This is a genomic window from Listeria immobilis, from assembly GCF_014322765.1.
Classification (GTDB): Bacteria; Bacillota; Bacilli; order Lactobacillales; family Listeriaceae; genus Listeria; species Listeria immobilis.
Genome location: NZ_JAASTZ010000005.1, coordinates 109,172 through 131,262, shown reverse-complemented (window position 1 = coordinate 131,262; position 22,091 = coordinate 109,172). Strand labels below are relative to the sequence as shown.

30 protein-coding genes are annotated in these 22,091 nt (G+C 38.2%); all 30 read left to right on the top strand.

Annotated elements, in window-relative coordinates; all coding sequences use genetic code 11:
* The first annotated feature begins 9 nt into the window (after positions 1-9).
* The 30 genes from HCJ50_RS05145 to HCJ50_RS05000 all read left to right on the top strand — a co-directional run bounded on the left by HCJ50_RS05145 (position 10) and on the right by HCJ50_RS05000 (position 22,088).
* The gene (locus tag HCJ50_RS05145; protein ID WP_187127499.1) at positions 10-417 is read left to right on the top strand and encodes a Cas9 inhibitor AcrIIA9 family protein; all 408 of its coding nucleotides are present in this window, start codon (positions 10-12) and stop codon (positions 415-417) included.
* A gap of 200 nt (positions 418-617) precedes the next feature.
* Positions 618-1,778, top strand: a complete 1,161-nt coding sequence (locus HCJ50_RS05140) for a PcfJ domain-containing protein (protein WP_315984907.1) — start codon at positions 618-620, stop codon at positions 1,776-1,778.
* Positions 1,779-1,794: 16 nt separating this feature from the next.
* The gene (locus HCJ50_RS05135; RefSeq protein WP_187127498.1) at positions 1,795-2,052 is read left to right on the top strand and encodes a hypothetical protein; all 258 of its coding nucleotides are present in this window, start codon (positions 1,795-1,797) and stop codon (positions 2,050-2,052) included.
* Positions 2,053-2,233: 181 nt separating this feature from the next.
* Positions 2,234-2,434 carry a hypothetical protein gene (locus HCJ50_RS05130; RefSeq protein WP_187127497.1) on the top strand — a complete coding sequence of 67 codons (201 nt, stop codon included), beginning with the start codon at positions 2,234-2,236 and terminating at the stop codon, positions 2,432-2,434.
* Between the two features lie 11 nt (positions 2,435-2,445).
* On the top strand, positions 2,446-2,625 hold the full coding sequence (locus HCJ50_RS05125) for a hypothetical protein (RefSeq protein WP_102585853.1): 180 nt from the start codon (positions 2,446-2,448) through the stop codon (positions 2,623-2,625).
* Between the two features lie 166 nt (positions 2,626-2,791).
* Positions 2,792-3,109, top strand: a complete 318-nt coding sequence (locus HCJ50_RS05120) for a hypothetical protein (RefSeq protein WP_187127496.1) — start codon at positions 2,792-2,794, stop codon at positions 3,107-3,109.
* Entirely contained in the window at positions 3,106-3,288 is a 183-nt protein-coding gene (locus HCJ50_RS05115) for a hypothetical protein (RefSeq protein ID WP_187127495.1), read from the top strand. The genes HCJ50_RS05120 and HCJ50_RS05115 overlap by 4 nt, the downstream gene beginning before the upstream one ends.
* 12 nt (positions 3,289-3,300) lie before the next feature.
* Positions 3,301-3,453, top strand: a complete 153-nt coding sequence (locus HCJ50_RS05110) for a DUF6906 family protein (RefSeq protein WP_187127494.1) — start codon at positions 3,301-3,303, stop codon at positions 3,451-3,453.
* Positions 3,450-3,701 carry a DUF3850 domain-containing protein gene (locus HCJ50_RS05105; protein WP_187127493.1) on the top strand — a complete coding sequence of 84 codons (252 nt, stop codon included), beginning with the start codon at positions 3,450-3,452 and terminating at the stop codon, positions 3,699-3,701. Before HCJ50_RS05110 ends, HCJ50_RS05105 begins: the two co-directional genes overlap by 4 nt.
* A gap of 11 nt (positions 3,702-3,712) precedes the next feature.
* Positions 3,713-4,273: a putative HNHc nuclease gene (locus tag HCJ50_RS05100; protein WP_187127492.1), complete on the top strand. Its 561-nt coding sequence runs from the start codon at positions 3,713-3,715 to the stop codon at positions 4,271-4,273.
* Positions 4,274-4,353: 80 nt separating this feature from the next.
* Positions 4,354-4,869, top strand: a complete 516-nt coding sequence (locus HCJ50_RS05095) for a DUF1492 domain-containing protein (RefSeq protein WP_187127491.1) — start codon at positions 4,354-4,356, stop codon at positions 4,867-4,869.
* Positions 4,870-5,039: 170 nt separating this feature from the next.
* The gene (locus HCJ50_RS05090) at positions 5,040-5,315 is read left to right on the top strand and encodes a ParB N-terminal domain-containing protein (RefSeq protein ID WP_261983653.1); all 276 of its coding nucleotides are present in this window, start codon (positions 5,040-5,042) and stop codon (positions 5,313-5,315) included.
* A gap of 36 nt (positions 5,316-5,351) precedes the next feature.
* A complete protein-coding gene (terS, locus tag HCJ50_RS05085; protein ID WP_187127490.1) occupies positions 5,352-6,218 on the top strand; it encodes a phage terminase small subunit in 867 nt (288 codons plus the stop codon).
* Complete coding sequence (terL, locus tag HCJ50_RS05080) at positions 6,199-7,659, top strand: phage terminase large subunit (RefSeq protein ID WP_222713051.1); 1,461 nt, start codon at positions 6,199-6,201, stop codon at positions 7,657-7,659. The genes terS and terL overlap by 20 nt, the downstream gene beginning before the upstream one ends.
* A 12-nt stretch (positions 7,660-7,671) precedes the next feature.
* The gene (locus HCJ50_RS05075; protein ID WP_187127489.1) at positions 7,672-9,057 is read left to right on the top strand and encodes a DUF1073 domain-containing protein; all 1,386 of its coding nucleotides are present in this window, start codon (positions 7,672-7,674) and stop codon (positions 9,055-9,057) included.
* The gene (locus HCJ50_RS05070) at positions 9,050-10,459 is read left to right on the top strand and encodes a phage head morphogenesis protein (protein ID WP_187127488.1); all 1,410 of its coding nucleotides are present in this window, start codon (positions 9,050-9,052) and stop codon (positions 10,457-10,459) included. The genes HCJ50_RS05075 and HCJ50_RS05070 overlap by 8 nt, the downstream gene beginning before the upstream one ends.
* Positions 10,456-10,626: a hypothetical protein gene (locus HCJ50_RS05065; protein WP_187127487.1), complete on the top strand. Its 171-nt coding sequence runs from the start codon at positions 10,456-10,458 to the stop codon at positions 10,624-10,626. The genes HCJ50_RS05070 and HCJ50_RS05065 overlap by 4 nt, the downstream gene beginning before the upstream one ends.
* 49 nt (positions 10,627-10,675) lie before the next feature.
* Positions 10,676-11,791, top strand: coding sequence for a DUF2213 domain-containing protein (locus HCJ50_RS05060; RefSeq protein WP_187127486.1), 1,116 nt, complete (start codon positions 10,676-10,678; stop codon positions 11,789-11,791).
* Positions 11,788-12,237: a structural cement protein Gp24 gene (locus HCJ50_RS05055; RefSeq protein ID WP_185467583.1), complete on the top strand. Its 450-nt coding sequence runs from the start codon at positions 11,788-11,790 to the stop codon at positions 12,235-12,237. The genes HCJ50_RS05060 and HCJ50_RS05055 overlap by 4 nt, the downstream gene beginning before the upstream one ends.
* Positions 12,238-12,259: 22 nt before the next feature.
* On the top strand, positions 12,260-13,165 hold the full coding sequence (locus HCJ50_RS05050) for a DUF2184 domain-containing protein (protein ID WP_187127485.1): 906 nt from the start codon (positions 12,260-12,262) through the stop codon (positions 13,163-13,165).
* Positions 13,166-13,187: 22 nt separating this feature from the next.
* Positions 13,188-13,574, top strand: a complete 387-nt coding sequence (locus tag HCJ50_RS05045) for a hypothetical protein (RefSeq protein WP_187127484.1) — start codon at positions 13,188-13,190, stop codon at positions 13,572-13,574.
* Between the two features lie 11 nt (positions 13,575-13,585).
* Positions 13,586-13,921, top strand: coding sequence for a DUF4054 domain-containing protein (locus HCJ50_RS05040; RefSeq protein ID WP_187127483.1), 336 nt, complete (start codon positions 13,586-13,588; stop codon positions 13,919-13,921).
* The gene (locus tag HCJ50_RS05035) at positions 13,921-14,520 is read left to right on the top strand and encodes a hypothetical protein (RefSeq protein ID WP_187127482.1); all 600 of its coding nucleotides are present in this window, start codon (positions 13,921-13,923) and stop codon (positions 14,518-14,520) included. Before HCJ50_RS05040 ends, HCJ50_RS05035 begins: the two co-directional genes overlap by 1 nt.
* 50 nt (positions 14,521-14,570) lie before the next feature.
* Complete coding sequence (locus tag HCJ50_RS05030) at positions 14,571-14,897, top strand: hypothetical protein (RefSeq protein ID WP_261983652.1); 327 nt, start codon at positions 14,571-14,573, stop codon at positions 14,895-14,897.
* A complete protein-coding gene (locus tag HCJ50_RS05025; protein ID WP_187127480.1) occupies positions 14,887-15,369 on the top strand; it encodes a phage neck terminator protein in 483 nt (160 codons plus the stop codon). Before HCJ50_RS05030 ends, HCJ50_RS05025 begins: the two co-directional genes overlap by 11 nt.
* 12 nt (positions 15,370-15,381) lie before the next feature.
* Positions 15,382-16,377, top strand: coding sequence for a DUF3383 family protein (locus tag HCJ50_RS05020; RefSeq protein ID WP_187127479.1), 996 nt, complete (start codon positions 15,382-15,384; stop codon positions 16,375-16,377).
* A 17-nt stretch (positions 16,378-16,394) separates the two neighbouring features.
* The gene (locus HCJ50_RS05015) at positions 16,395-16,790 is read left to right on the top strand and encodes a phage structural protein (protein WP_061664604.1); all 396 of its coding nucleotides are present in this window, start codon (positions 16,395-16,397) and stop codon (positions 16,788-16,790) included.
* A gap of 52 nt (positions 16,791-16,842) precedes the next feature.
* A complete protein-coding gene (locus HCJ50_RS05010; protein ID WP_187127478.1) occupies positions 16,843-17,199 on the top strand; it encodes a hypothetical protein in 357 nt (118 codons plus the stop codon).
* Positions 17,200-17,230: 31 nt separating this feature from the next.
* Positions 17,231-17,374: a hypothetical protein gene (locus tag HCJ50_RS05005; protein WP_261983651.1), complete on the top strand. Its 144-nt coding sequence runs from the start codon at positions 17,231-17,233 to the stop codon at positions 17,372-17,374.
* Position 17,375: 1 nt separating this feature from the next.
* On the top strand, positions 17,376-22,088 hold the full coding sequence (locus tag HCJ50_RS05000; protein WP_187127476.1) for a lytic transglycosylase domain-containing protein: 4,713 nt from the start codon (positions 17,376-17,378) through the stop codon (positions 22,086-22,088).
* The last annotated feature ends 3 nt before the right edge of the window (positions 22,089-22,091 follow it).

Below are 22,091 nucleotides of genomic sequence, written 5' to 3'. Positions count from 1 at the left end.
AGGATAACCATGACAACAATTGAAACAGTAAATTTCAAAGAAAAGGCACTAGAGAAAATGTTGGATGAAATGAATGGTATACATTCGGGAGCTGAGGACGTTATTCATAACTGGCTTTGTGATCAAGAAGAATCAGCGATATTTGAAGGAGTCTTAAAAGAGGGCAGAAGTATCAAAGGGGCGGTTAAATACTGCTCCTCAAGAGCTTCAAAACAACAGCATGAAGGCGTGGCCATGATTGATGATGAAACGGTTTTTTCGTGGGTAAGGAAGTATTTTATAGCTGATAAAGTGCCAAAAAGCAGCACAAAAGCGACTGTTAAAACTACAGCTGAGAAGCCAAAACCAAAGCAAAAAAAGAAAGACGAAAAATTACAAGAAGGATTTGAGCAATTAGATTTGCTGGACTTCCTATGATGATGAAAGAACCTAGTTATTATATAGCTAATAAATTAACGCCTCCGAAATCTTTTTTCAACTGGTGCTTCTCACAAATACCGATTTTTAAATGGTCAAACAAAAATGAAACAATACTATCGTCTAATCGCAAGGACTGTCCAATTTTCGAGCAGAAACTAAGAAAAAATTCAAGGTTGACATTTTTTGAAAAGCTTCGAGTGTTCGGAATTATATTAGTTACAAGCAAGCGAATCGAGATTCAAAGTTTTGCTTTTTGGAACAGCGTAGAGGAAGGCAAAGAAAAAATTGAATTCGAACTTGTCAATTTGGAACAATTCGCTGAAGGAGAACATGTGAAGGTTACGAGGCACAATAATAAATACTGGTTTGGCTTAACAGCAATTCATGGTGGCTTGAATGGGGGTCCTTACTCAACAATTGAATTTTTTTCGAATGATTGGAAAGAAAAAATAAGAACAAAATCAGAACTTAAGTACTTAGAAATCCCTCGCTTAGAATTTGGAGAAATCGAAACTATGTATAAGTATCGTGTAGAAATCGAATTTTTGCAGAAAATAAAAGCTAGACAGCTGGCCAAAGAAGTTATGTACCCCGTTACGAAATATACAAATGGCTCTTTCAGAAAAACCGTAGACATGCGAACAATTAACGCAAGATGGTTAAAAGAAAACAAACCATTTTTCAAGAACTCAGATAAAGGTTTTATGGAATTCGAGCTTGCAAGAAGAGTTAAACAACGGCGTGGAAAGGTTGTTCATGGGATCGAAGAATATCTTGATTATCGAGATATAAACAAAATTCCGGAAGGCGTTGGAATAGTTCGTTTTCAAAATTGGGTTATTAAAAACAAAGTGGACTTCTCTTTTTACTTAGATTACTTAAATTTAATGCGAGATTTAAATATAGCAATTGATAGCGAGAACATTATAATGCCCAAAAATCTAGTGAAAGCACATGATAATGCAGTTAAATTACTATATCAAATGAAACATGAAATTGAAGAACAAAAGTATAAAGCACGTTTTGAAAAAATAAAATCATTTGAAAAAGTGATTGATGATTATGCGTTCGTTGTTCCTAAACTCGCATCAGAATTAATAAAAGAAGGTAAGGCATTAAGTCATTGCGTTGGTGGTAGTACTTACGTTAAACAGCATATCGAAGGCAAGAGCACAATTATTTTCATTAGAGAAAAAAATAATATTGAGAAATCATTTTACACACTGGAATACAAAAATGGATACATTGTGCAATTGCGAGGGAAACACAATTGCACACCACCTGAAAAAGTAAAAAAAGCAGCAGACAAATGGGTCAAATCATTAAAAATTAAAGTGAAGGAATTGCAATCAGCTTAATTAAGGAGGATTAAAAATGACACAAACAAAGACGCGAAACACAATTGACGAAACATATAAAGAATTACGTAACAAACTAAAAAACGACGAAGAAATAACAGAAAGCGACTTGAAAGAAGCGCTTAAATTATACGAAAAAACAAATCGCGAATTAAAAAAGGTGAAAAGTAAATATAGAAACTGGACAGAAGATGAAGACGACTATTTAGCTCATTTTGTTTCATGTAATGACGCTAATATCCAAATGGACAAAACAAGAAGACGAATTTATTAAAAAATATTATAACTCTTTGACATTAAAAGTTATGACTGAGCGATTGAACAGAAGTTATAACGGTATAAAAAGTCGAGCTTATGCATTAGGTGTAAGCAAAAATAAAAGGTGAAAGAGGTAGCGGAATGACTAAAATACACAGCAAAGATCAGATGTTTCAATCCCAGACCGAACAAACGATTTGTTAGAAAGAATAGCAGAAGATGTATGCGATGAAGTCGGGGATTGGGCAGAGGACTATTTGGATTATGTAGACGAGGGACACCAATTAGAATTGCAAGAGTTAATTGTGGAATGGGCTGAACGACATGATTATTTACCAAATTATTTCACAATATCTCGAACGGAAGCAATTGATATAAGAGATTTTGAGGAAGTTTGAGAGGTGTCAGAATGAACATACAATTAGGAAGCAAAGTAAAAACAACATACAAAACAAAGCTTGTTAAAAAGGGCGAGTATGGAACAGTGAAAGAAATCTATGACGTTGAAAACATTCCAGTTACAGCATTAGTAGATTTTAGACATTCGGCGGTTTGTTACTTTGTAAGAGATTTAGAGATGGTAGAATGACATTCAAAATAAATACAAAAATAGAACTTACAAATATAAATACGTGCGAGTTATGTCACGGAACTGGAATTGTAAAAATGTTCGTTAGTTACGCAAGATACGATGCCAATTCACTGAAAAAAGAACAATATGTAAAATGTCCGAAATGTCAGGGAGTAGAACAAAAATGCCAGGAATGATTTCAAAACAACCAAACGGTTTATTCTGTCGTATTTCTACAGTAATAGAAGCGCCAACAGATTATAACATGACTCGCGAAGAATTAGATGATTATTTAAGTGAAACATGCAAATATGATTACCGCGATCAATCATCAGAAGGATGGTTTTTAAAACATGGTTATGAGTTTGAAAATGCTATATATTTGTTAGGACCTTGTTGTTCCACTTACGCAGAAATAAAAAATTGGCTTATTGAAGTTGGCTATCAAAATGCAGATGAATTTATGAAGGAAATTGCTTATAAATGGGAGGATGAGGAATGAAACTTAAGATTGGGAGAAAAATAATCATAAAAGAAAAATCTAAACAAGCGCTTGATAATGCTGTTTATCGATTTATTTTAGAGAATCCAGCAATTGAATTTGAGCATGAATTGATGCTTAAGAGAAATATTTTTGGTCAAGCAAAATGGATATTAAAAATAGAAATAACAAAGATTTAGGAGGTCGTAATATTGAAAAATGGTAAAAAGTTAACGCGTAATCAAGCGAAATTACTTAAAAAAAGTAACTTAAACCCGGAAAACTGGCTAGTTGTGAAAAATCTCAACAACACAATGGAAATCATTCATCGTGAAACTGGGAATAAGCGGGTGATTTCAAAATGACGGTGCATAAATTGAAAATCTTACCAGAATTTTTTCAAGAAAAATGGGCTCTTAAGAAAAACTTTGAAATAAGAAATAACGATCGAAATTTTGAAGTGGGAGACACGCTTGTATTACAAGAATATAAGAATGGAACATATACTGGTCGTGAGTACTGGGAAGATGTTGTTTATATTACTGATTATCTTCAAAAAGATGGTGTTGTGGTATTAGGAACGCAACCAAACGAGCGAGAATTTCCTTTTTAGGAGTGATAGATATGTATAAAACAGAAAGCAGGACATTACGTCAAAATAAAATGATTCATGCTTTGATTAGCGATATAGTCCGTCATACGTACAATGATTCAGAGGCTACAAGACCTCAGAGCTTCAAAAATGATTGCAAAGTAGTAAAGGACACCTTGAAAGTAGCCTATGCTGCAGAAGCAAATTTGCCAGCGGATTTCAGTACTGCGAAGATGTCGAAAGTACAAGCTCGTGACTTCATAAGTTCCATTATAGAGTTCTGCTTTCAATTTGACGTACCGCTGTCGCTCCCAGGATTACAAATGACGGACGATATTAACCGTTACCTGTTCTTATGTATCAAATACAGAAAATGCGCTGTAACAGGTCGCAGAGGCGAAATACACCACGTTGATAGTGTCGGAGCTGGAAGAGATAGACGGAATTATGATCATAGCAAATCAAGATTAATTTGTTTAACAAGAGAAATGCACACAGAAGCCCACCAAAATGGATGGATAACATTCAAAAACAAGTATCATGTTGACGGAATCTATTTAAGTCCAGAAACTGTAAAAGAATTGAATATATAAAAAAAGACCAGAGCGTTTGCTCCAGCCCGTGCTACTAATCAATTGTGGTTAATTGAATTATAGCACGGGAGGGCGCTCAGGTGAAACAACTTTCATTATTTAAATCTACTAATTTCGAAATTGATATTACTTCTACTAGACGCAACATTTGGATTGAATTAGAAAAATATCAGTACGCTAAATTTGTTGTCAAAAAAAATGGCCGTGCCGTAGCTGGACTGCAGGCGACTTCTATAAGTGATATGCCTGGAGGCGGTTTTAAAGAATTTCAATCTGATGTGGAAAGAGCAATTATAACTGCGCAGACCGAACTAGAAGAAGCAAAATTATATATTGAAGAATTTGATGAAGCTATTGATGCGTTAACTAACTACAAAACTACAAATGCAGAAGTTAGATCAAGAAGACGAGAAATATTTAAAATGACATTTTTAAAAGGTATGACACGCCATGCGATTTGTTACAAGCTAGCTATAAGCGAAACGCTATATTATAAAGAGGAACAAGAAGCAATTAAGCAGTTTGCTGTAAGGATGGACTGTTTTGCTATTTCTCACCAAAGTTCAAAAAGAAAAAGTGGAATATGGGTGGAATAAATTAGGAATATTAGTGGTATATTTCGGGAATAATTGCGAGAAAAATAGCAATATTTACATGGTAAGATGTTATTGTTGAGAAAATAAGAAAAACACAAAACCTCCGTATAAGAATGGAGGTTTTTTTTAATGCGTGAAAGACTTAGCAACTTGTATAAGGAGTCGAGACAATGAATATTCAAGAAATAGAAGTAAGTAAAATTAATCCAGCAGCATACAATCCTCGCATAGATTTGCAGGCTGGAGATCATGAATACGAAAAGCTGAAAAAGTCGATTGAAGAATTTGGATACATCGACCCACTTATCTGGAACAAGCAAACAGGGAATTTAGTCGGTGGCCATCAGCGATTTAAAATTTTACTCGAGGGAAATCCGGAAAAACTGAGCGTGTCAGTCAGTGATTTAAAGATTTTAATTGAAGCGGATAAAATACTAAGAAACTAGAAAACAAACTCAACACAGACAGGTGGTGACAGTGATATGGCAAGAAAACGTGACCCACGTAGGATTGAAGCAAAAAATATGTGGATAGAGTCAGCTGGAAAAATGAAACTGGTTGATATTGCAAATAAATTAGGTTGTTCCTCTAATCAGATACGAAAATGGAAATCGACAGAAAAATGGTCCATTGACGATGAAGTGGAAAGCGTTCCTAAATCGAATAGTAACGTTACTAATGAAAAGGAACGTTACCATAAACTTAAAGGAAACGGTAACGCTATAGGAAATCGTGGAGGCGCCCCGCCTGGCAATAGCAATGCAGTGGGCAACGTAGGAGGTAGCGCCCCGCCTGGCAATAAAAACGCTGTCACTACTGGCGAATACGAAACTCTGTCTTGGGAGTTTATGACTGAAAGGGAACGGCAACTATACGAAAGCATGGACGGTAATTTAGTAACACACATTAACCAAACCATCCGAGAACTGGAAATCAGAAAGCGCCGGATGATGGAGCGCATCGCAAACATTGAAAAATCCATGTCAGATGTCGAGAAAAGCACACTTAAACAGTTGCGGGACAAGGAATATATAGGTGAAAAAGATGGTAAAAAGGTTCGCCTGTTTAAACAAGAGCTTGTAACGGTCGAGGAACGCGAGAAGGTAACTGCTAAGATAGATCGAATACTAAGCATTGAGAATTCATTGAACAACATAACCAATCAGCTTATTAGGGCGATTAAGCAGCAAAGCGACTTAGAACAAGCGGAAATTAAAAAAAGTCTTATACGTTCTCAAACGAGCTTAAATAAAGAACGAATTATCAAACCGGAAGCTGCTAGTACTTCCCCTGATTTCTCGCAAATGTCTACGGAGGAGTTGAAGGAGTATGCTGCTAGCCTCAAATAACAAGGAATTGGACAGAGAATATCTTTACGACGAAGCTATCAGAGAAATAGCAAGAAGGGAATTTGCAGAATTCTTTTACTTGTCGCACGGGAAAAGATATAACTTGTTAAGGCATCAAAAATTGATTGCGGAAAAACTTCAGAAAATAATCGATGGAGAGCAAAAACATTATATTATTGAAATCCCACCACAGCATGGTAAATCGACAGTAATCACTGAGACCTTTCCCGCTTATTTCTTAATGAGGAATCCGGATAAGTTGGCTATGGTTGTTTCTTATTCAGAAGAACTTTTCAAGAAATTCGGGAGAAAAAACAGAGAAAAGTTTAGAATGTACGCAAATAATTTATTTGGATTAAATATAAGTTCTATGTCATCTAGTGTGAGTAACTGGGGAATTGAGGACCATTTAGGCGAACTATATAGTACCTCAATTTTAGGTGGTGCAACTGGGCGCGGAAGTGATTTGTTAATTGTAGATGACCCGGTTAAAAATAGGGCAGATGCTGACAGTAAAACGATGAGAGATAAGGTGTATTCAGAATGGCAAGATACTTTTTATTCTAGACTATCCGCTAGTGGGAGCGTAATTATAATTATGACTCGTTGGCATGAGGATGATTTGGCGGGAAGGCTACTAAAGAAAATGTCATTACCGTGGGAAGAAATAAAAATACCCGCTATCGCAGAGGAAAATGATTTGCTGGGTAGAGAAATTGGCGAAGCGTTAGCTCCTGAAATCGGCAAAGATGAAAAATGGGCAGCACAGACTAAAGAAGTTACTGGATCCCGAGGTTGGACAGCATTGTATCAACAAAGGCCAAGCCCAGCTGACGGGAATATATTCAAGCGACAGTGGATTAAGTACTATGTACCTGATAATGATTTTAAAAAGAAATATGGCTTAGGTGATGAGGTGAAAATATTACCACGTCTTTTCGATAAATCAGCACAATCTTGGGACTTAACATTCAAGGACACAAAAAACAGCGATTTCGTTGCTGGTCACGTGTGGAAACGAAAGCAAGGAGAGTTCTTTTTCATTGACAGAGAACACGACAGAATGGACTTACCTGCGAGTATAAACGCTATTAACAGAATGACAACAAAACACCCAGATGTAATTGCTAAGTACATTGAAGATAAAGCAAATGGTCCAGCTGTAATGCAGGTGTTAAAGGGCAGGTTAACTGGTATGATTCCAGTTGATCCAGAAGGTGGAAAAGAAGCAAGAGCGAATGCGGTTTCTCCGCTTTTTGAAGCTGGAAATGTATATTTTCCACACCCATTATACAAATCATGGTCAGATGATGTTGTAGAAGAATTGGTGGCATTTCCGAATACTAGTCATGATGATGATGTAGATGCGCTAACACAAGCGCTTGTTAAGCTGATGGTAGGGCAACAATCGTTATTAGATAGATACAAAAAAATGATGTGAGGTGGTGAGTGAATGTACTCAATTGACAAAGCGAAGCAAGCAAAGATTGACAGCAAAATAGTAAATAGGAACGATTTCATGAGTGGCCACGGAAAAGCAAATTCCCGCGATAAACTCACAAGGCAGACGCCAGGAAATGGGCAAAAGTTAGATATTAAAGCTTGTGAGAACTTATATGCTACTAACAGCGTTGCAATGAATATAGTAGACATTATCGCGGAAGATATGGTACGTGCCGGATGGACTTTGAAAACGGAAAACAAAGAAATAAAAAAAGCTATTGAATCAAAATGGCGCAAGTTAAAAACAAAAGACCGTTTTCAAAAATTATATGCAGACCAAAGGCTTTACGGTGACGGATTTTTAAGCATCGGCGTTGTATCAAATAGTCCCGACCAAGCATATTTAAATACACCTATTGATATAAGGAAAATAAGGAGTATTCCATACATTAACACTTTTAACACACAGAAAGTAACACAACTCTACTTTAATCAAGATATGTTCAGTGAACATTTTGGTGAAGTCGAGTTTTTCGGGGTTAATAGAGTGTCGCAACTTGGTGAAGAAATATTATCTGGAACAACAGCTTCTACTTCTGAACAAATTCATCGTTCTAGGATAATTCATGAGCAAGGTTTGCGCTTTGAGGGAGAGACAAAAGGAAGGTCCATATTTGAGTCGCTGTATGACATTATCACAGTCATGGATACGTCGCTTTGGAGCGTGGGTCAAATTCTTTATGACTTCGCATTTAAGGTATACAAGACTGACGGAGTGGACGGGCTAGATAAGGACGATAAAGCTAACCTAACGGCAATGCTAGACTTCATGTTCCGCACGGAGGCACTAGCCATTATTAAGTCTGATGAAGAGCTTTCTAAAGAATCGACTAACGTTAGCGGAATGAAGGATTTGCTTGATTACGGATGGGATTACTTAGCTGGTGCTGTACGAATGCCTAAGACGGTTCTAAAAGGACAAGAAGCAGGCACACTGACAGGCGCACAATATGACGTTATGAACTACTATGCTCGTGTATCTTCTATCCAAGAAAATAGGTTAAGACCGCAACTAGAGTATCTAACTAGATTGCTCATGTGGGCAAGTGATGACTGTGGACCAAGTATTGACCCCGATTCATTTGAATGGGCTATTGAATTTAACCCACTGTGGAATCTAGACGGAAAAACAGATGCGGAAGTAAGGAAATTAACAGCAGAAGCAGACCAGATTTACATTGTGAATGGTGTTCTAGACCCGGAAGAAGTCCAAGAAACACGTTTTGGCCGTTTCGGATTAGAGAATTCTTCTAAATTTAGTGGTGATAGCACAGAACTTGATAAATTAGCTAAGCATTTATATGACGCATACGTGAAGATGAACGCGGATGGCTAAAAGACGTGTTCCTATAACTCGCTATCCACATAATTTAGAAAAGAGTTACAAAAAACAGCTAGTAAAACTTACCACAGCGCTTTCTGACATGCTTTTACATGAATTTGATACGAATATTAATGTAATACTAAAAACCTCTCAGAATCGCGCTGACGACCTCAGAGAAGACGGAATAAGTGACGCAGTTCAAGCGGTGTTAAACAAAGTGAAAGCTTTAAGTTTTGGATTATTCAATCCATCGGAGAAATATTCTATCGCTAGCAAACACGTTAGAGCGGTGAATACAACAAATAAAGCACAAATAGGTAATCAATTGCGGTCACAAGGTATTGACCCCACTCAGTCCGAGCCGTGGCTAAGTGAATTTATGGACGCGTCCATCGCTGAGAATGTTAGCTATATTGGCTCTATTTCCGATGATTTTAACGCAAAAACAGAGCAAATAATCATGCGTGGGGTCAAAAGTGGGCAATCTGCTAAAGATATGAGAGATGAGCTTGTCAAGCAAGTTGGAACATCTAAGAATAAGGCGGAATTTATTGCTAATGACCAAACAGGAACTATTTTCGGACAAATGACAGCCGAGAGACACAAGAAAGCAGGGATACCTGGTTTTATTTGGAGAGATTCAGGAGATGCTTCAGTTAGACCGGCACACCATGCACGAAATGGGAATATTTATTCTTATGATGATCCAAATGCTCCAATCCCAGGTACTGATTATAGATGTAGATGTACAGCAGGACCTGAATTTGACGAGTCAGTAATTAAAGCTTCTACTAATAAGAGAAAGAAACAAGAAGCAGAAGACAATGCTACTTTAAAAGGAGCGTTTAAAGAAGTTGCAAAGGCTGCTCAAGAAGCACCTAACAACATTAAGAAACTTTTAAGTAACAACGTAACAGCAGATTCATTTGAAATTGCAAGAGATGTTAATATTGCTTATGCTTATCGACCATCCTCCAAAAGAATCATAATCAATCCACAAAATAAAGCTATGAAGTATTATAATAAGCAAGAAGTATTACTTCATGAATCTGGACATCTAATTGATTTTGCAAAATACAAATCGTGGGAAAATCATAGATTTAAAGTAGCTACACAAATAGAAAAAAAGGTAGCGAAATGGGATGAAATAGAAGAACTATTTAAACATGAAAAATGGGCAGACGATGACTATTTCAGTGATATTTGTTCAGGGTTGACAGGGAATAAAATAAAAGGAAACGCTGGTCATGCTGCCTCTTATTGGAAACAAAAAGGAAGCGTGGAAAAAGAGATTTTCGCTAATTTATTTGCTATGCTAGCAATGAACAAGCAAGAATCACTAGACATGGTCCGAAAACAATTCCCGATGATTTACGGTTCATTTATTAATATGCTAGAGGGGGAACTGAAGTGATTGATTATAAAACGTGGCTTGAAAGTATGATGAGCACACCGACCGGAAAGCAGATTTTTGAAAGATACAAAGAACTCTATGGTAAGTATCCGCCATTCTTACTAGATAGTACTGAGAAAGAACAATGGAACGAAATTAAACAATTAATTAGAGATGCTGAAAAATAATTCAGCGTCTTTTTTTACGCCGAAAACTGAAAGGTGGTGAGAATATGAAATGAAAGTGCAACGATTTGATAAATCATTTATCACAGATTCAAATATGCAGTTAAGTGACGAAGGTTACTTAACTGTTAAGGCGCCGGTTACTCGTCCGGGGGTTTTTCCGTATCAACGAGCAGACGGCGGTATACAGCTAGAAGCAAAGTTGCCAGAAAATCTTTTTTCTAGCGAAACTATTCAATCGCTGAACGCAAAGCCAGTTACTAATGACCATCCCGCCGAACCAGTTAATGCAAGCAATCATCAAAAATATGCAAAAGGAACGACTCATACAGATGCATGCGTAAGTGATAACAAGTTATTCGTATCTTTTACCATTACAGACTCTAAGACAATCAAAGCGGTTCAAGATGGCAAGCGTGAGCTGTCGCTAGGGTTTGAATCAGAAGTGGTAAAAGAAAGTGGCACGTACGCAGGAGAACGTTACGATGCGGTTCAAAAATCTGTATTAATCAATCATCTAGCAATAGTAGATGAAGGGCGAGTGGGTCCCGAAATTGCTATACGAGGGGACTCTGCTGCTTTTATGATTGATACAAAAAACACTCAAGAAGAAGGAGGAAATATGAATATGACAACACTAAAAATTGATAGCAAAGAATATGAAGTAGATTCCGTTGTTAAGTCACGTTTTGAAGCATTAGAAGCAAAACTGGACGCTGCGAACGCTAAAGCAGCACAAGTTGATACATTAGAGGGAGAGCGGGACGGATTAAAAACAAAGTTGGATAAAGCAGAAAGCGATCTTGCAGAAGCTAATAAAAAAGCGATGACAGAAGAAGAAATTGAAAATGCGGTAACAGAACGAGCTGCATTACTAGATTCAGCTAAAGTTATGCTAGGCGATTCGTTTGATTTTAAAGGGAAAACAGCTCGTGAAATCAAAGAAGCTGCGATTAAAAGCTCAAATGATTCTTTTGATTCAAAAGATAAATCAGATGAATATGTTAATGCTTTTTACGACGCAATGACCGTTACAGCAGATGCAAAAGGATATACAGCAGATGCTAATTTTAGCAAGGGGAAACCTACAGCAAAAGAATTAGAAGAAATTGAAAAGAAAAAAGCTGCTCGACAAAATTTCACTAAGAAAGGGGTTAACGAAAAATGAGTATTCCAGTAGGTCAAGAGTATATGATGCCAGAGTTAGGTCTAGGAAAAATAGCTTCTTATCAACGTTCACAAGTGGATAGTGCAGCAGTTAAAACGGACATTCGTTTCGGACAAGCTGTTCAAGTATTAGATGATGAAGCAAGCCCGCTAACAACAGGTGATTTTTATGGTGTGGCTGTTGCTAAAAACTATGTACGAGAATACAGCAGTAACAAAGAAGGAATTTATAAACCTTCTGAGGCGGTTCCGGTGCTACGTCAAGGGACTATTACAGTTATTGTTGATGAAGATGTAAAATCAGGAGAAAAAGCGGTAGTAAATACTGATACGGCTAACTTTTTGCCATCGACAACAGCATTAACTACTAAAACCGATGTAGTCGGCGTGTTTAAGTCAACAACAGCTGCAGAAGGACTAGCGAAACTAGAAATCAATTTGCCTTAAAGGCTAAGAGGAGGAAAAAATGATGACAGGACAAATTACAGCAACAATTGAATCAAGAGATTTAGAAGCAATTGATAATATTATCTATGAACCGAAGACAGAAGAACTAACTGCGCGAAGTGTATTCCCGCAAAAATACGACGTAAACGAAGGAGCAGAATCTTATTCCTATGACGTAATGACACGCTCAGGAGCTGCCAAAATCATTGCAAATGGAGCGGATGATTTAGAACTTGTTGATGTTGATATGGTGCGTAAGTCAGTACCTATTTATTCTATCGCTGTTGGTCTATCTTACACTGTTCAAGACCTTCGTGCTGCACGTATGCAAGGGACTACAGTAGATGCCGCGAAAGCTGCAACTGTCCGCAGAGCTATTGCAGAAAAAGAAAACTCCATTGCTTTCAGAGGTGAGAAAAAACATGCTATCAAAGGCGCGTTTGAAGCGACAGGCATTCAAGTTGATACTTCACCTACTACTGGTGAAGGAGGCGCTTCTAGCTGGGCTAAAAAAACAGCTGAACAAATCATCGATGAAATCGGAGAAGCGCATACAAAAATCACCGTACTTCCGGGTTACGGCACAGCTTCACTTAAACTATGCTTACCACCTAAGCAATACGAACTAATCAACAAAAAACGTTACAGTAACGAAGATTCTCGCTCTGTTTTGAAAGTTCTTCAAGACAACGCATGGTTCTCTGCTATCGTTCGAGTTCCCGACCTAGTAGGCATTGGAACAGCTGACTCTGATAGCTTTGCGGTTATTCACGATTCTAACGAAACAGCGGAATTAATTATTCCGATGGACATCACTCGTCATCCAGAGGAATATGCTTTCCCTCGCACTAAAGTACCGTTTGAAGAGCGCACGGCGGGCGTTGTTGTTCGATTCCCAGCTGCTATTGTTCGTGTGGATGGTATCTAAGAATAATTAGGAGGAATAACCGATGATAATTGAAAACAAAGGTGATTATGTACGTTTTTTAGGAAACGTGAGACTAATTCCAGGAACAAACGATATTTCTAAAGAGCATGAGGAAGAAATAACGGAAGCTTTGAAACATCCACTCAATCAATATTTAACGGACTCTCACGAGATTATTGTTCCGGATGCGTTGTTTGAGCAAGACGGTATTTGTGATGTTAATGCTACAAAAGCAGGTATTTTAATCAAGGATACATTTAGTCTTGAAACCTTGAATCAATTTCTCGAACAAGAAACAGGTGGAACAAATCGAAAAACTGTAATAGACGCGATTAATAAACAAATTGAATCTATTAGTAACCCACCGCAAGAAGACAGATACAATCCGGAAGAGGACTCTGGCAAGTAGGAGGGTAACTCATGAAAACAGACGTTGAAAGATTGAAGTTGACGGCGCCAGAACTAGTAAATGTGTCAAATGATTCTTTGAAACTGCATATTGATGACGCTTATTCAGAAGTACAAGCAAAAGGTTTTCCCGAAAACCTCGAAGAACGAGCAAATAGGTATCTTGCTGCACATCTTGCGACTTTGGCAAATAAGGACGTTAAATCCGAAGCGGTAGGTTCGTTAAAACGTGAGTATTACGAGGTCAAAGGTGAAACTGGGCTTTTATCTACAGAATACGGACAAGAATATGCTCGATTGTTAAAAGAGGCGAATGGTGGGTCTGGTCTAAATTTGGTGGTGGTCTGATGAAGGTAACTACTGATAAATCAGTCATGAATAAAGCTATTAGGGAGTTAGATCAATTAGACCGTTATAGTCTGCAAATTGGCTTATTTGGTGAAGATGATTCATTTATTCAAATGATTGCTGGCGTTCATGAGTTTGGTTTGACAATCCGACCTAAAGGCAAATACCTAACCATTCCAACGCCGGAAGCAGGAGAACGTAGAGCTAGAGATATACCAGGATTGTTTAAGCCTAAGGGCAAAAATATTCTTGCTGTAGCAGGGCCGGACGGAAAATTGACTGTCATGTTTTATTTAAAAACTGAAGTTAATATTCCTGAGCGGTCTTTTCTACGTTCTACGTTCGACGAAAAAAGTAATAAATGGGGAGAGTTATTTGAGGGTTGGATTGATAATATTGTTCAAGGGGAACTTACTGCTGAACAAGTGTATAACAGGCTCGGCGCTAAGATTGTGGACGATATTCAAATGAAAATAGTAGAAATACAAACCCCGGCCAAATCAGGGGCAACATTAGCTATGAACCCTCAAAAAAATAATCCGTTAGTCGTATCGGGAAGAATGAAAAACAGCGTTACGTGGAAGGTGATGAGGAAATAACGATGGAAAAAATGATATTTCAATCATTGCTGGATAGCTTCGGAGTTCATTTGGTAGTCTATCCCCGGCAAGAAAAGGGTGGGCAGTATGTTAACGGTGAGTGGGTATCGGCACAAGTTGACGAAACTACTAAAGTGGAAGTGAATGAGCCGTTTATCCCATCATCGCTAATGACCCAAATGCCTCAAACATCTGCTTATATGGCAGCCCGGTTAGAAAAATACGAAATGATTTGGTTTTCTAGTCAAGTATTACCATTGAAAAGTAAAGTGGTCCATAGAGGCATTACGTATTCTGTAGAGGATGCAATACCTTACACAGATTACTCGGATGTTACGCAATACGCTTGCAAGGCGGTGAGTATTAATGACAAGTAATCCAGGTTATGACTATGGGAACCTAGTTAATACATTAATAAAAGCTATTAGTGAATTGTCAGGTGGCTTGCAACTTATTGAAAGCGCAAGTGGAGGAGAACAGCCGGAATATCCATTTTGCCAGTATACTATTACGTCACCTTATATTACTATTAGTCCGGATGTGGTTGAAGGAGAACAGTTTGAAATTGTCGTATCTCTAACTTGGCGCGGATTATCCGGTCATCAAGTTTTAAACTTAGCCAACATAACGAATAAGTATTTCCGCTCCCAAAAGGGGCGTTTTTTCATGCAAGAAAATGGGGGTATTGTCGTTGTTAGTGTGCAAAATAGCGGACTGCGTGATACTTTCATTAGCATAGAATATGAACGTTCGGCAGGCATTGACTTGCGACTGCGCGTAACTGATTCGTATTCAAGTGAAATACAAGAAATCGAAAATATTAGCTTTACAAATGAAAATGAAAATTAGGAGGATAAGAAAATGGTTGAAACTATTTCGGATGTAAGAGTTCATATCTCTGTACTATATCCATCGCCACGGATTGGATTAGGTCGCCCTGCGATTTTTGTTCAAGGTACGGCGATGGATTACAAAGAGTATACAAGCATTGAAGCATTAAAGGGAACATTTGACGAAACAACAGCAGTTTATGCAAAAGCAAAAGCGGTATTCTTGCAAAAGAATGCACCGGATCTAGTTGCTGTTGTTACGTATGAGGAAGGAAAAATGTTAGATGCTGCAGAAGCGTATTTCTTGAAATCATGGCATTTTGCTATTTTAGCAGAATATAATGCTACTGACGCATTAGCACTATCTAACTTTGTTGAGGAACAACAATTCAAGTTTGCGGTGTTCCAAGTAGCTACTGCTACTGAAATTACACCACTGGTGAAAAATACTAGAACTATCGTGATTGTTCATAGCAAAGTAGATGAAAAGGTCGATGCTGCACTGCTTGGCAATGTAGCTAACCTTCCAGTCGGTTCTGTAACTTGGAAAGGTCGCTACGACTTAAAAGGTGTGACAGCAGCAGACTTAAAGGCGACAGAAATCGACGCTATTCAACAAGCGGGAGGTCTTTGCTACATCGAGAAAGCTGGAATTGCACAAACATCTGACGGTAAAACTGTTTCCGGTGAATTTATTGACGCGATCCACGGTGATGATTGGATTAAATCCACAATTGAAACGCGTTTACAAAAACTTCTCACTGAAACCGACAAACTTACTTTTGACGCGCAGGGTATCGCTTTACTGCAAGGCGAGCTAACTACCGTGTTAAACGAAGGATTTGCAAACGGAATTATCGACCGCAACGACGAAACAGGAGAAGCAAATTATTCTATTACAGCGCTTCAACGTGCGGATTTAAGTGAAGACGATATTGCAAAAAGAAATTATAAAGGACTTTCGTTCCGCTACAAACGCTCTGGAGCTATTCATTCCGTTGACGTTTACGGCGAAGTAGAAGTTTAAGAGGAGGAGGAAAAAACATGAATCAGATGGAAACTTATGATGCTGCAGATGTGTCTATTATTGTAAACGGAATTTCTTTATTCGGATTTGCTGACGGGGATATGGTGACTTGTTCTAAAGATGCTAATAATATTGAAATCAAGTCAGACGCGCAAGGAAATGCTTCTGCAGCTGTTAGCAATGACAAATCCGGAACGGTACAAATTGATCTAGCGCAAACATCACCTTGCTATGCAAAATTGATAGATTTCGCTAATCGCCAATTAGAGGTTTCTGTATATGTTATTAACGGAAATGAAAAAATTGGTGGATCAAGAGCATTTATCGAAAAATTACCGAACGCTGGATTTGGTAAGAGCGTTGGCACTCGTTCGTTCACGCTTAAAGTGCTAGATTACTCTCACACAGCGTAAAAAAATTATACTAAGCGGTCCATAGAGACCGCTTTTTTAGGAGGAAATTAACATGGCAGAAAAGAAAAATAACGCAACTAAAAATGATGTAGAAGCGGCACAAACGGCACAAAAAATCCCAAAATCAGTAAAAAAAACTTTAGATAAATTTGGGAAACAAGAAGTATTTATTGCTAATGATGACACTGAATATACATTCCAATTTCCGGGGACTCGTAGAGCGCAAGAAATCTTAGACGAATCTAAAAATGGCTATGGTGTAGTAGTAGACTCTGCTTATTATGAACGAATTATGAGAGAGGTAATTGTTGAGCCCAAAGGGTTGAATTTGGATTATTGGGATGAGCACGAAGGGTATCGCGAGGTTATGAACGCGGCCGACAACTTTCTTGGAAGATTGCTTAACTAAATTCCCAACGCCTCGGCAAGCAGAACGGGAAGTGGAGAGACATTTTAATATCTGGCTTCCTGTAATCGCTGGCATAGCGACAAAAGAAGAAGTAGAAGCTGCTACATCATACGAATTAGCAATCTGGTGTGAGGTAGCTAGGCAAAAAATAGAACTAATGAGAGGTGGTGTCTGACATGGCAGGCGCATTGAGAAAAACAACTATCGAAATTGACTGGAAAATAAATAATCGAATGCTAGAACGTGCAGACGAAGAAACGGACCGCATTGTTCGTTCTGCGGACAAGATGGAACGTAATTTCAATCAATCTGCTAGAGCTGTTGATGGCACCACTCGCTCTATACATAAACAAGCAAGTGGTGTGCGAGAAAGCGCGACACAGGTAGATAAGTTAGAAAGAAATTTCAAAGAAGCGGATAGCTCGGCGCGTAGGTTTGGAAATAACTCAAAAAGTGCAGTAGACAAGACAGGACGTGCTGTAGATTCAGCTAATAACAGCGTAAGAAAATTAGATAATGAAATTGACAAAACAACGAAAAACGCAAATTCTCGATTCAGTGCGTTAAAAACCACTGTAGTTGCCGTGGGAGGAGCGCTAACAGTTGCTGCTGGGAAAGCAATGTTTAACTACGCCTCAGATACAAACGAATCGTTAAACAAAGTAGAAGTAGCATTTAAAGATAATGCGAAAAGTGTTAAAAAATGGTCCAAATCAACACTGGATAATATAGGCCTCGCACAAGGAACGGCGCTAGACTTAGCTGCAACTTACGGCGATATGTCCACTTCGATGGGATTAAATACTAAAGAAGCGGAGAAAATGTCCACTTCGATGGTAGACTTGGCTGGTAACTTGGCTTCTTTTAAAAATATTGATATTGACCGTGCGAATACCGCTCTAAATGGTGTTTTTACAGGCGAAACAGAGGCACTAAAAAGTTTAGGTATTGTCATGACACAGACTAACTTAGAACAGTTTGCTTTAGAAACCGGAGCTGGGAAGGTTGCTAAAAGCAGTACGGAAGTGACAAAACAAAACATAGCCCGTGAGAAAGCACACAAAAAATTAAATGAAGCGATAAAAGAACACGGAAAAAACTCACTTGAAGCAAGAGAAGCGCAAAATAAATTACAAGAAGTTCAAGCGAAGTCACACGAGACAGCAAAAGTTAATTTAAAAGATATGTCGCAAGAAGAACTTGTTCGACTACGTTACAACTATGTGATGAAACAGACTAAAAATGCTCACGGAGATTTTAAAAACACAAGTGATCAAGCAGCAAATGCTAGTCGTGTGTTTTCAGAATCACTAAAAGAACTAGCTTCAAACGCTGGGCAATTCTTGTTACCTGTTATCACACCTTTAATTACAAAAGCAAGTGATTTTACTAAAAAACTTTCCGATATTCCTAGCTCTGTAAAAGGAATGAAAGAAAAATTCAAGCCCGCTTTTGAAGTTTTTGAGAGCGTTAAAGATTTCTTTGAAAACGACCTGATTCCGAGTGCAAAAGAATTAGCAAAAAATATGGGACCTGGTTTTATGGAAGGCGGAGTATTAGCTTTTAAAGCGCTAGGTGGAGTATTGAACGCAACGGTAATTCCTGCGTTTAAAGCCGTTACAAAATTCACTCGTGACAATCCGGACAGTATGCGAAAACTTGCTAAATACGCAACGGTCGGTGTCGCTGGATTTGTTGGCTTTAAGTTGGTTAAGAAAACGATTGATAGGGTAACAGACGCTATCGGGAACATGAATAAAAAGCTATTGAACATTGGACCAAGCGCAACTACGGGAGCTACAGAAGCTAATGTAGCGATGTCGAGTATCGGAACTACAGCTAATAATTCAAGAGCAGATAATCTTAATTATTCAGGAACTAGCAGAACACAACGAAAAGGCTCTAAGTTGTCATTTGGTAAAAGCAGAGCGGCGTTTAATGTGTCGCAAGAAACTCGAGTAGGGCGAAATATGACACTCTTTAAAAAAGCTAGCACAGGTCTTAAAGGGATGGGGAAATTCGGTAAGTTAGCAAGTGGAGCGGGTGTCGTAGGCGTTGGATTAAGTGCTACTGAGCTAATCGGCATGAACAAAAATAATGCCGGTGAAAAAGTCGGTGGATTCGGTGGTTCTGTTGGTGGAATGGCTGGAGGCGCAGCGTTAGGTACGCTTATAGCTCCGGGCATTGGAACAGCAATTGGCGGAGCGATTGGGGCGTTCGCTGGTACATCACTAGGGAAATCTTTAGGGAAGTACCTTCAAAAGGAAGGACCAAAGCTCTTAGATAAATTTAAAACAGGATGGAAAGGCCTAAGCAAATTTGCAGAAAAACATCCATTTATTGGCGCTAATGTAAACGCAATTAATAAGACTATTGATTTGACGAAAAAAGGAATAAACTCAGTAGTTAACACGTCAAAAAAGGCGTGGGAAACGACAAAACAAGTCTTTAACGATGATGTGTTATCAACTAAAGTTAGCGGTAAGGGTGTATCTAAACAAACAGCAACAGCAATGAATAGCTACTTGGCTTCTGAGCAACAACTTCAAAATGACAGTACAACGAGAAAAATAGATGGAAAAGCGATGTCAGCTAAAGAGTATGAAACTAACATAAAAACATACGAAAAAATGGAAAATCAACTTGTTTCAGCGACTAATAACAAAACCTCTGCTAGTAACAAAGATTGGGATAAATTATTAAAGGCTGGTGTTGTATCTAATTCTCTTGCTAGTAATAAGAAAAATGTAAACAAGGAAACGGCTTCTATTAATACTGCTGATATAAAGAAAAACGCTAAAGAATTAAAGAAAATAGAAGAAGAAAAATTTGAAGAGCAGAAAAAAATAGAAAAAAATGCTGCGGATGCTATTTTTAAAATCAAGAACAACGCAAAAAAGAAAGGTGTCAAACTTTCTAAAGAAGAGAAAAAAGAAATAGAGCAAATTAACAAAGATAAAGCGAATGCGATACAAGTGAGTGAAGAAGTGTATTCAAAGAAAACCGCTAGGATTCAGAAGAATCAGCGCAAAGAAGCTACTATTGCGCTGTCAAAATCTGCTAAAGAACAGCAAATAATTCTCGGAAATCTAGAAAACTCTAAAAGTAAAATGTCAGCGAAAGCTGCTGCAAAAGTCGTGAAAAACTCGGCTAAACAACGTGATGCAACCGTTAAAGAAGCGAAAAAAGAGTATAAGCAAACGAAAAAAATACTCGATGAAAAACGATTCGTCACTGGTGAAATTAGCGAAAAGGAATATAAAGAAGCGCTAAAAAAAGCGAAAAAGAAAAAAGACGGCACAATTGATCAAGCTGAAAAAACACAACAAGAAGTGGTTAAACAAGCACAAAAACAAGCAAAAGGACATTTGAGAGAAGCGGACTGGGAAACCGGCGAAAGTCTTAGCAAATGGGAGCAATTCAAAAATGGAGCTATTGAGAAGTTCACAAATATAAAAGATGCAGCATTCTCTAAATTCGGCGATATGAAAAATGCGACAATAAATAGCTTTAGTACTTTGAAAGATATGTCATTGTATGTTTTTGATAATTTTAAAACAAGTTTAAATAAAGGGATAAACACTGTTATAACAGGTGTTAACAAGGTTCTATCATTTTTTGACATTCCTCTAATTCCTCTAATCGGAGACGGGAAAATAGGTGCAAGTCAAGAAGACAAACTATCTGCAAAGGATAAAAAGAAATACCATTCTACTTCTCAATCAGGTAATCAAGCTATAAACGGGTACTATACAGGTTCAGATAATGCTTCTGGTCAAATTATGGCTGGTGAAGAAGGATTTGAGATTGCTTATAACAAAAATTTATCGCAAGCAAGAATTCTAGGAAAGAACGGACCGGAGATTACGACAGTAGAGCCGGGAACGAAAATACTCAATCATAATGAATCTAAAAAAATGATGGCTGGCGGGATGGGCGCTGGTAAGGTGCTTCCCGGTTTCGCAAAAGGGACAAGCTCAATTTCCGATATTGCTTCTAGTGCAATAGATACTGTGAAATCGGTAAGTGGAAAAGTTGCAGATGGAGCTTCTGCAATGTGGGATTGGGTATCTGATCCTGTCGGAAAAGTAAAAAGCTTGCTAGATAAACAAGGAATAACCGGTTCTGGTTCTAACTTACAAGGAATAGCTGGAGGCATGTTCAATCACTTTGGTAAAGGTCTTACAAAATTTGCGAAAAACAAACTTGAAGACGCTGGCTTTGGCGGAGACGTTGCGGGACCGTCGGGAGCTAGCGCAAAGGCGTGGGCTGGAACAATTCAAAAGGCTGCAAAAGCAATGAGAGTTAACTTAAGCGGTGGTGAATTAGGCGGGATTATCGCTCAAATACAGCGCGAATCTGGTGGGAATCAAAAAATTATTCAGTCATCTGCAGTAGTTGATGTCAACACTTTAAGCGGAAATCCAGCGAGAGGTCTATTACAATATATTCCGCAAACATTCAAATCTTATGCTGTCAAAGGTCATGGGAATATACTAAGCGGTTATGACCAACTGCTCGCGTTTTTCAACAACTCGACATGGCAAAGAGATTTGCCATATGGAAAACGTGGTTGGGGTCCTCGCGGTAAGCGAAGATTTGCAAAAGGTGGACGTCCAAACGTGTCCGAAACGGTCCTTGTTGGCGAAGAAGGACCTGAACTATTTGAAACGGATTCGCCAGGTACAATCCATACAGCTGAAAAAACAAAACAAATGCTTAACAAGAATCGTCAAGGTGGAGCAACAATAAACTTCAATCCTACGATTAATATTACTGTCGAAGGTGGTTCAAGCGATAGTGAATCAACAATCCGTAAAACAGTTAGAGCAGAGATGGACAAACTATTTGAAAAACTCGTAGGTATCTACAATCCTGGGGAGGTGTAATTA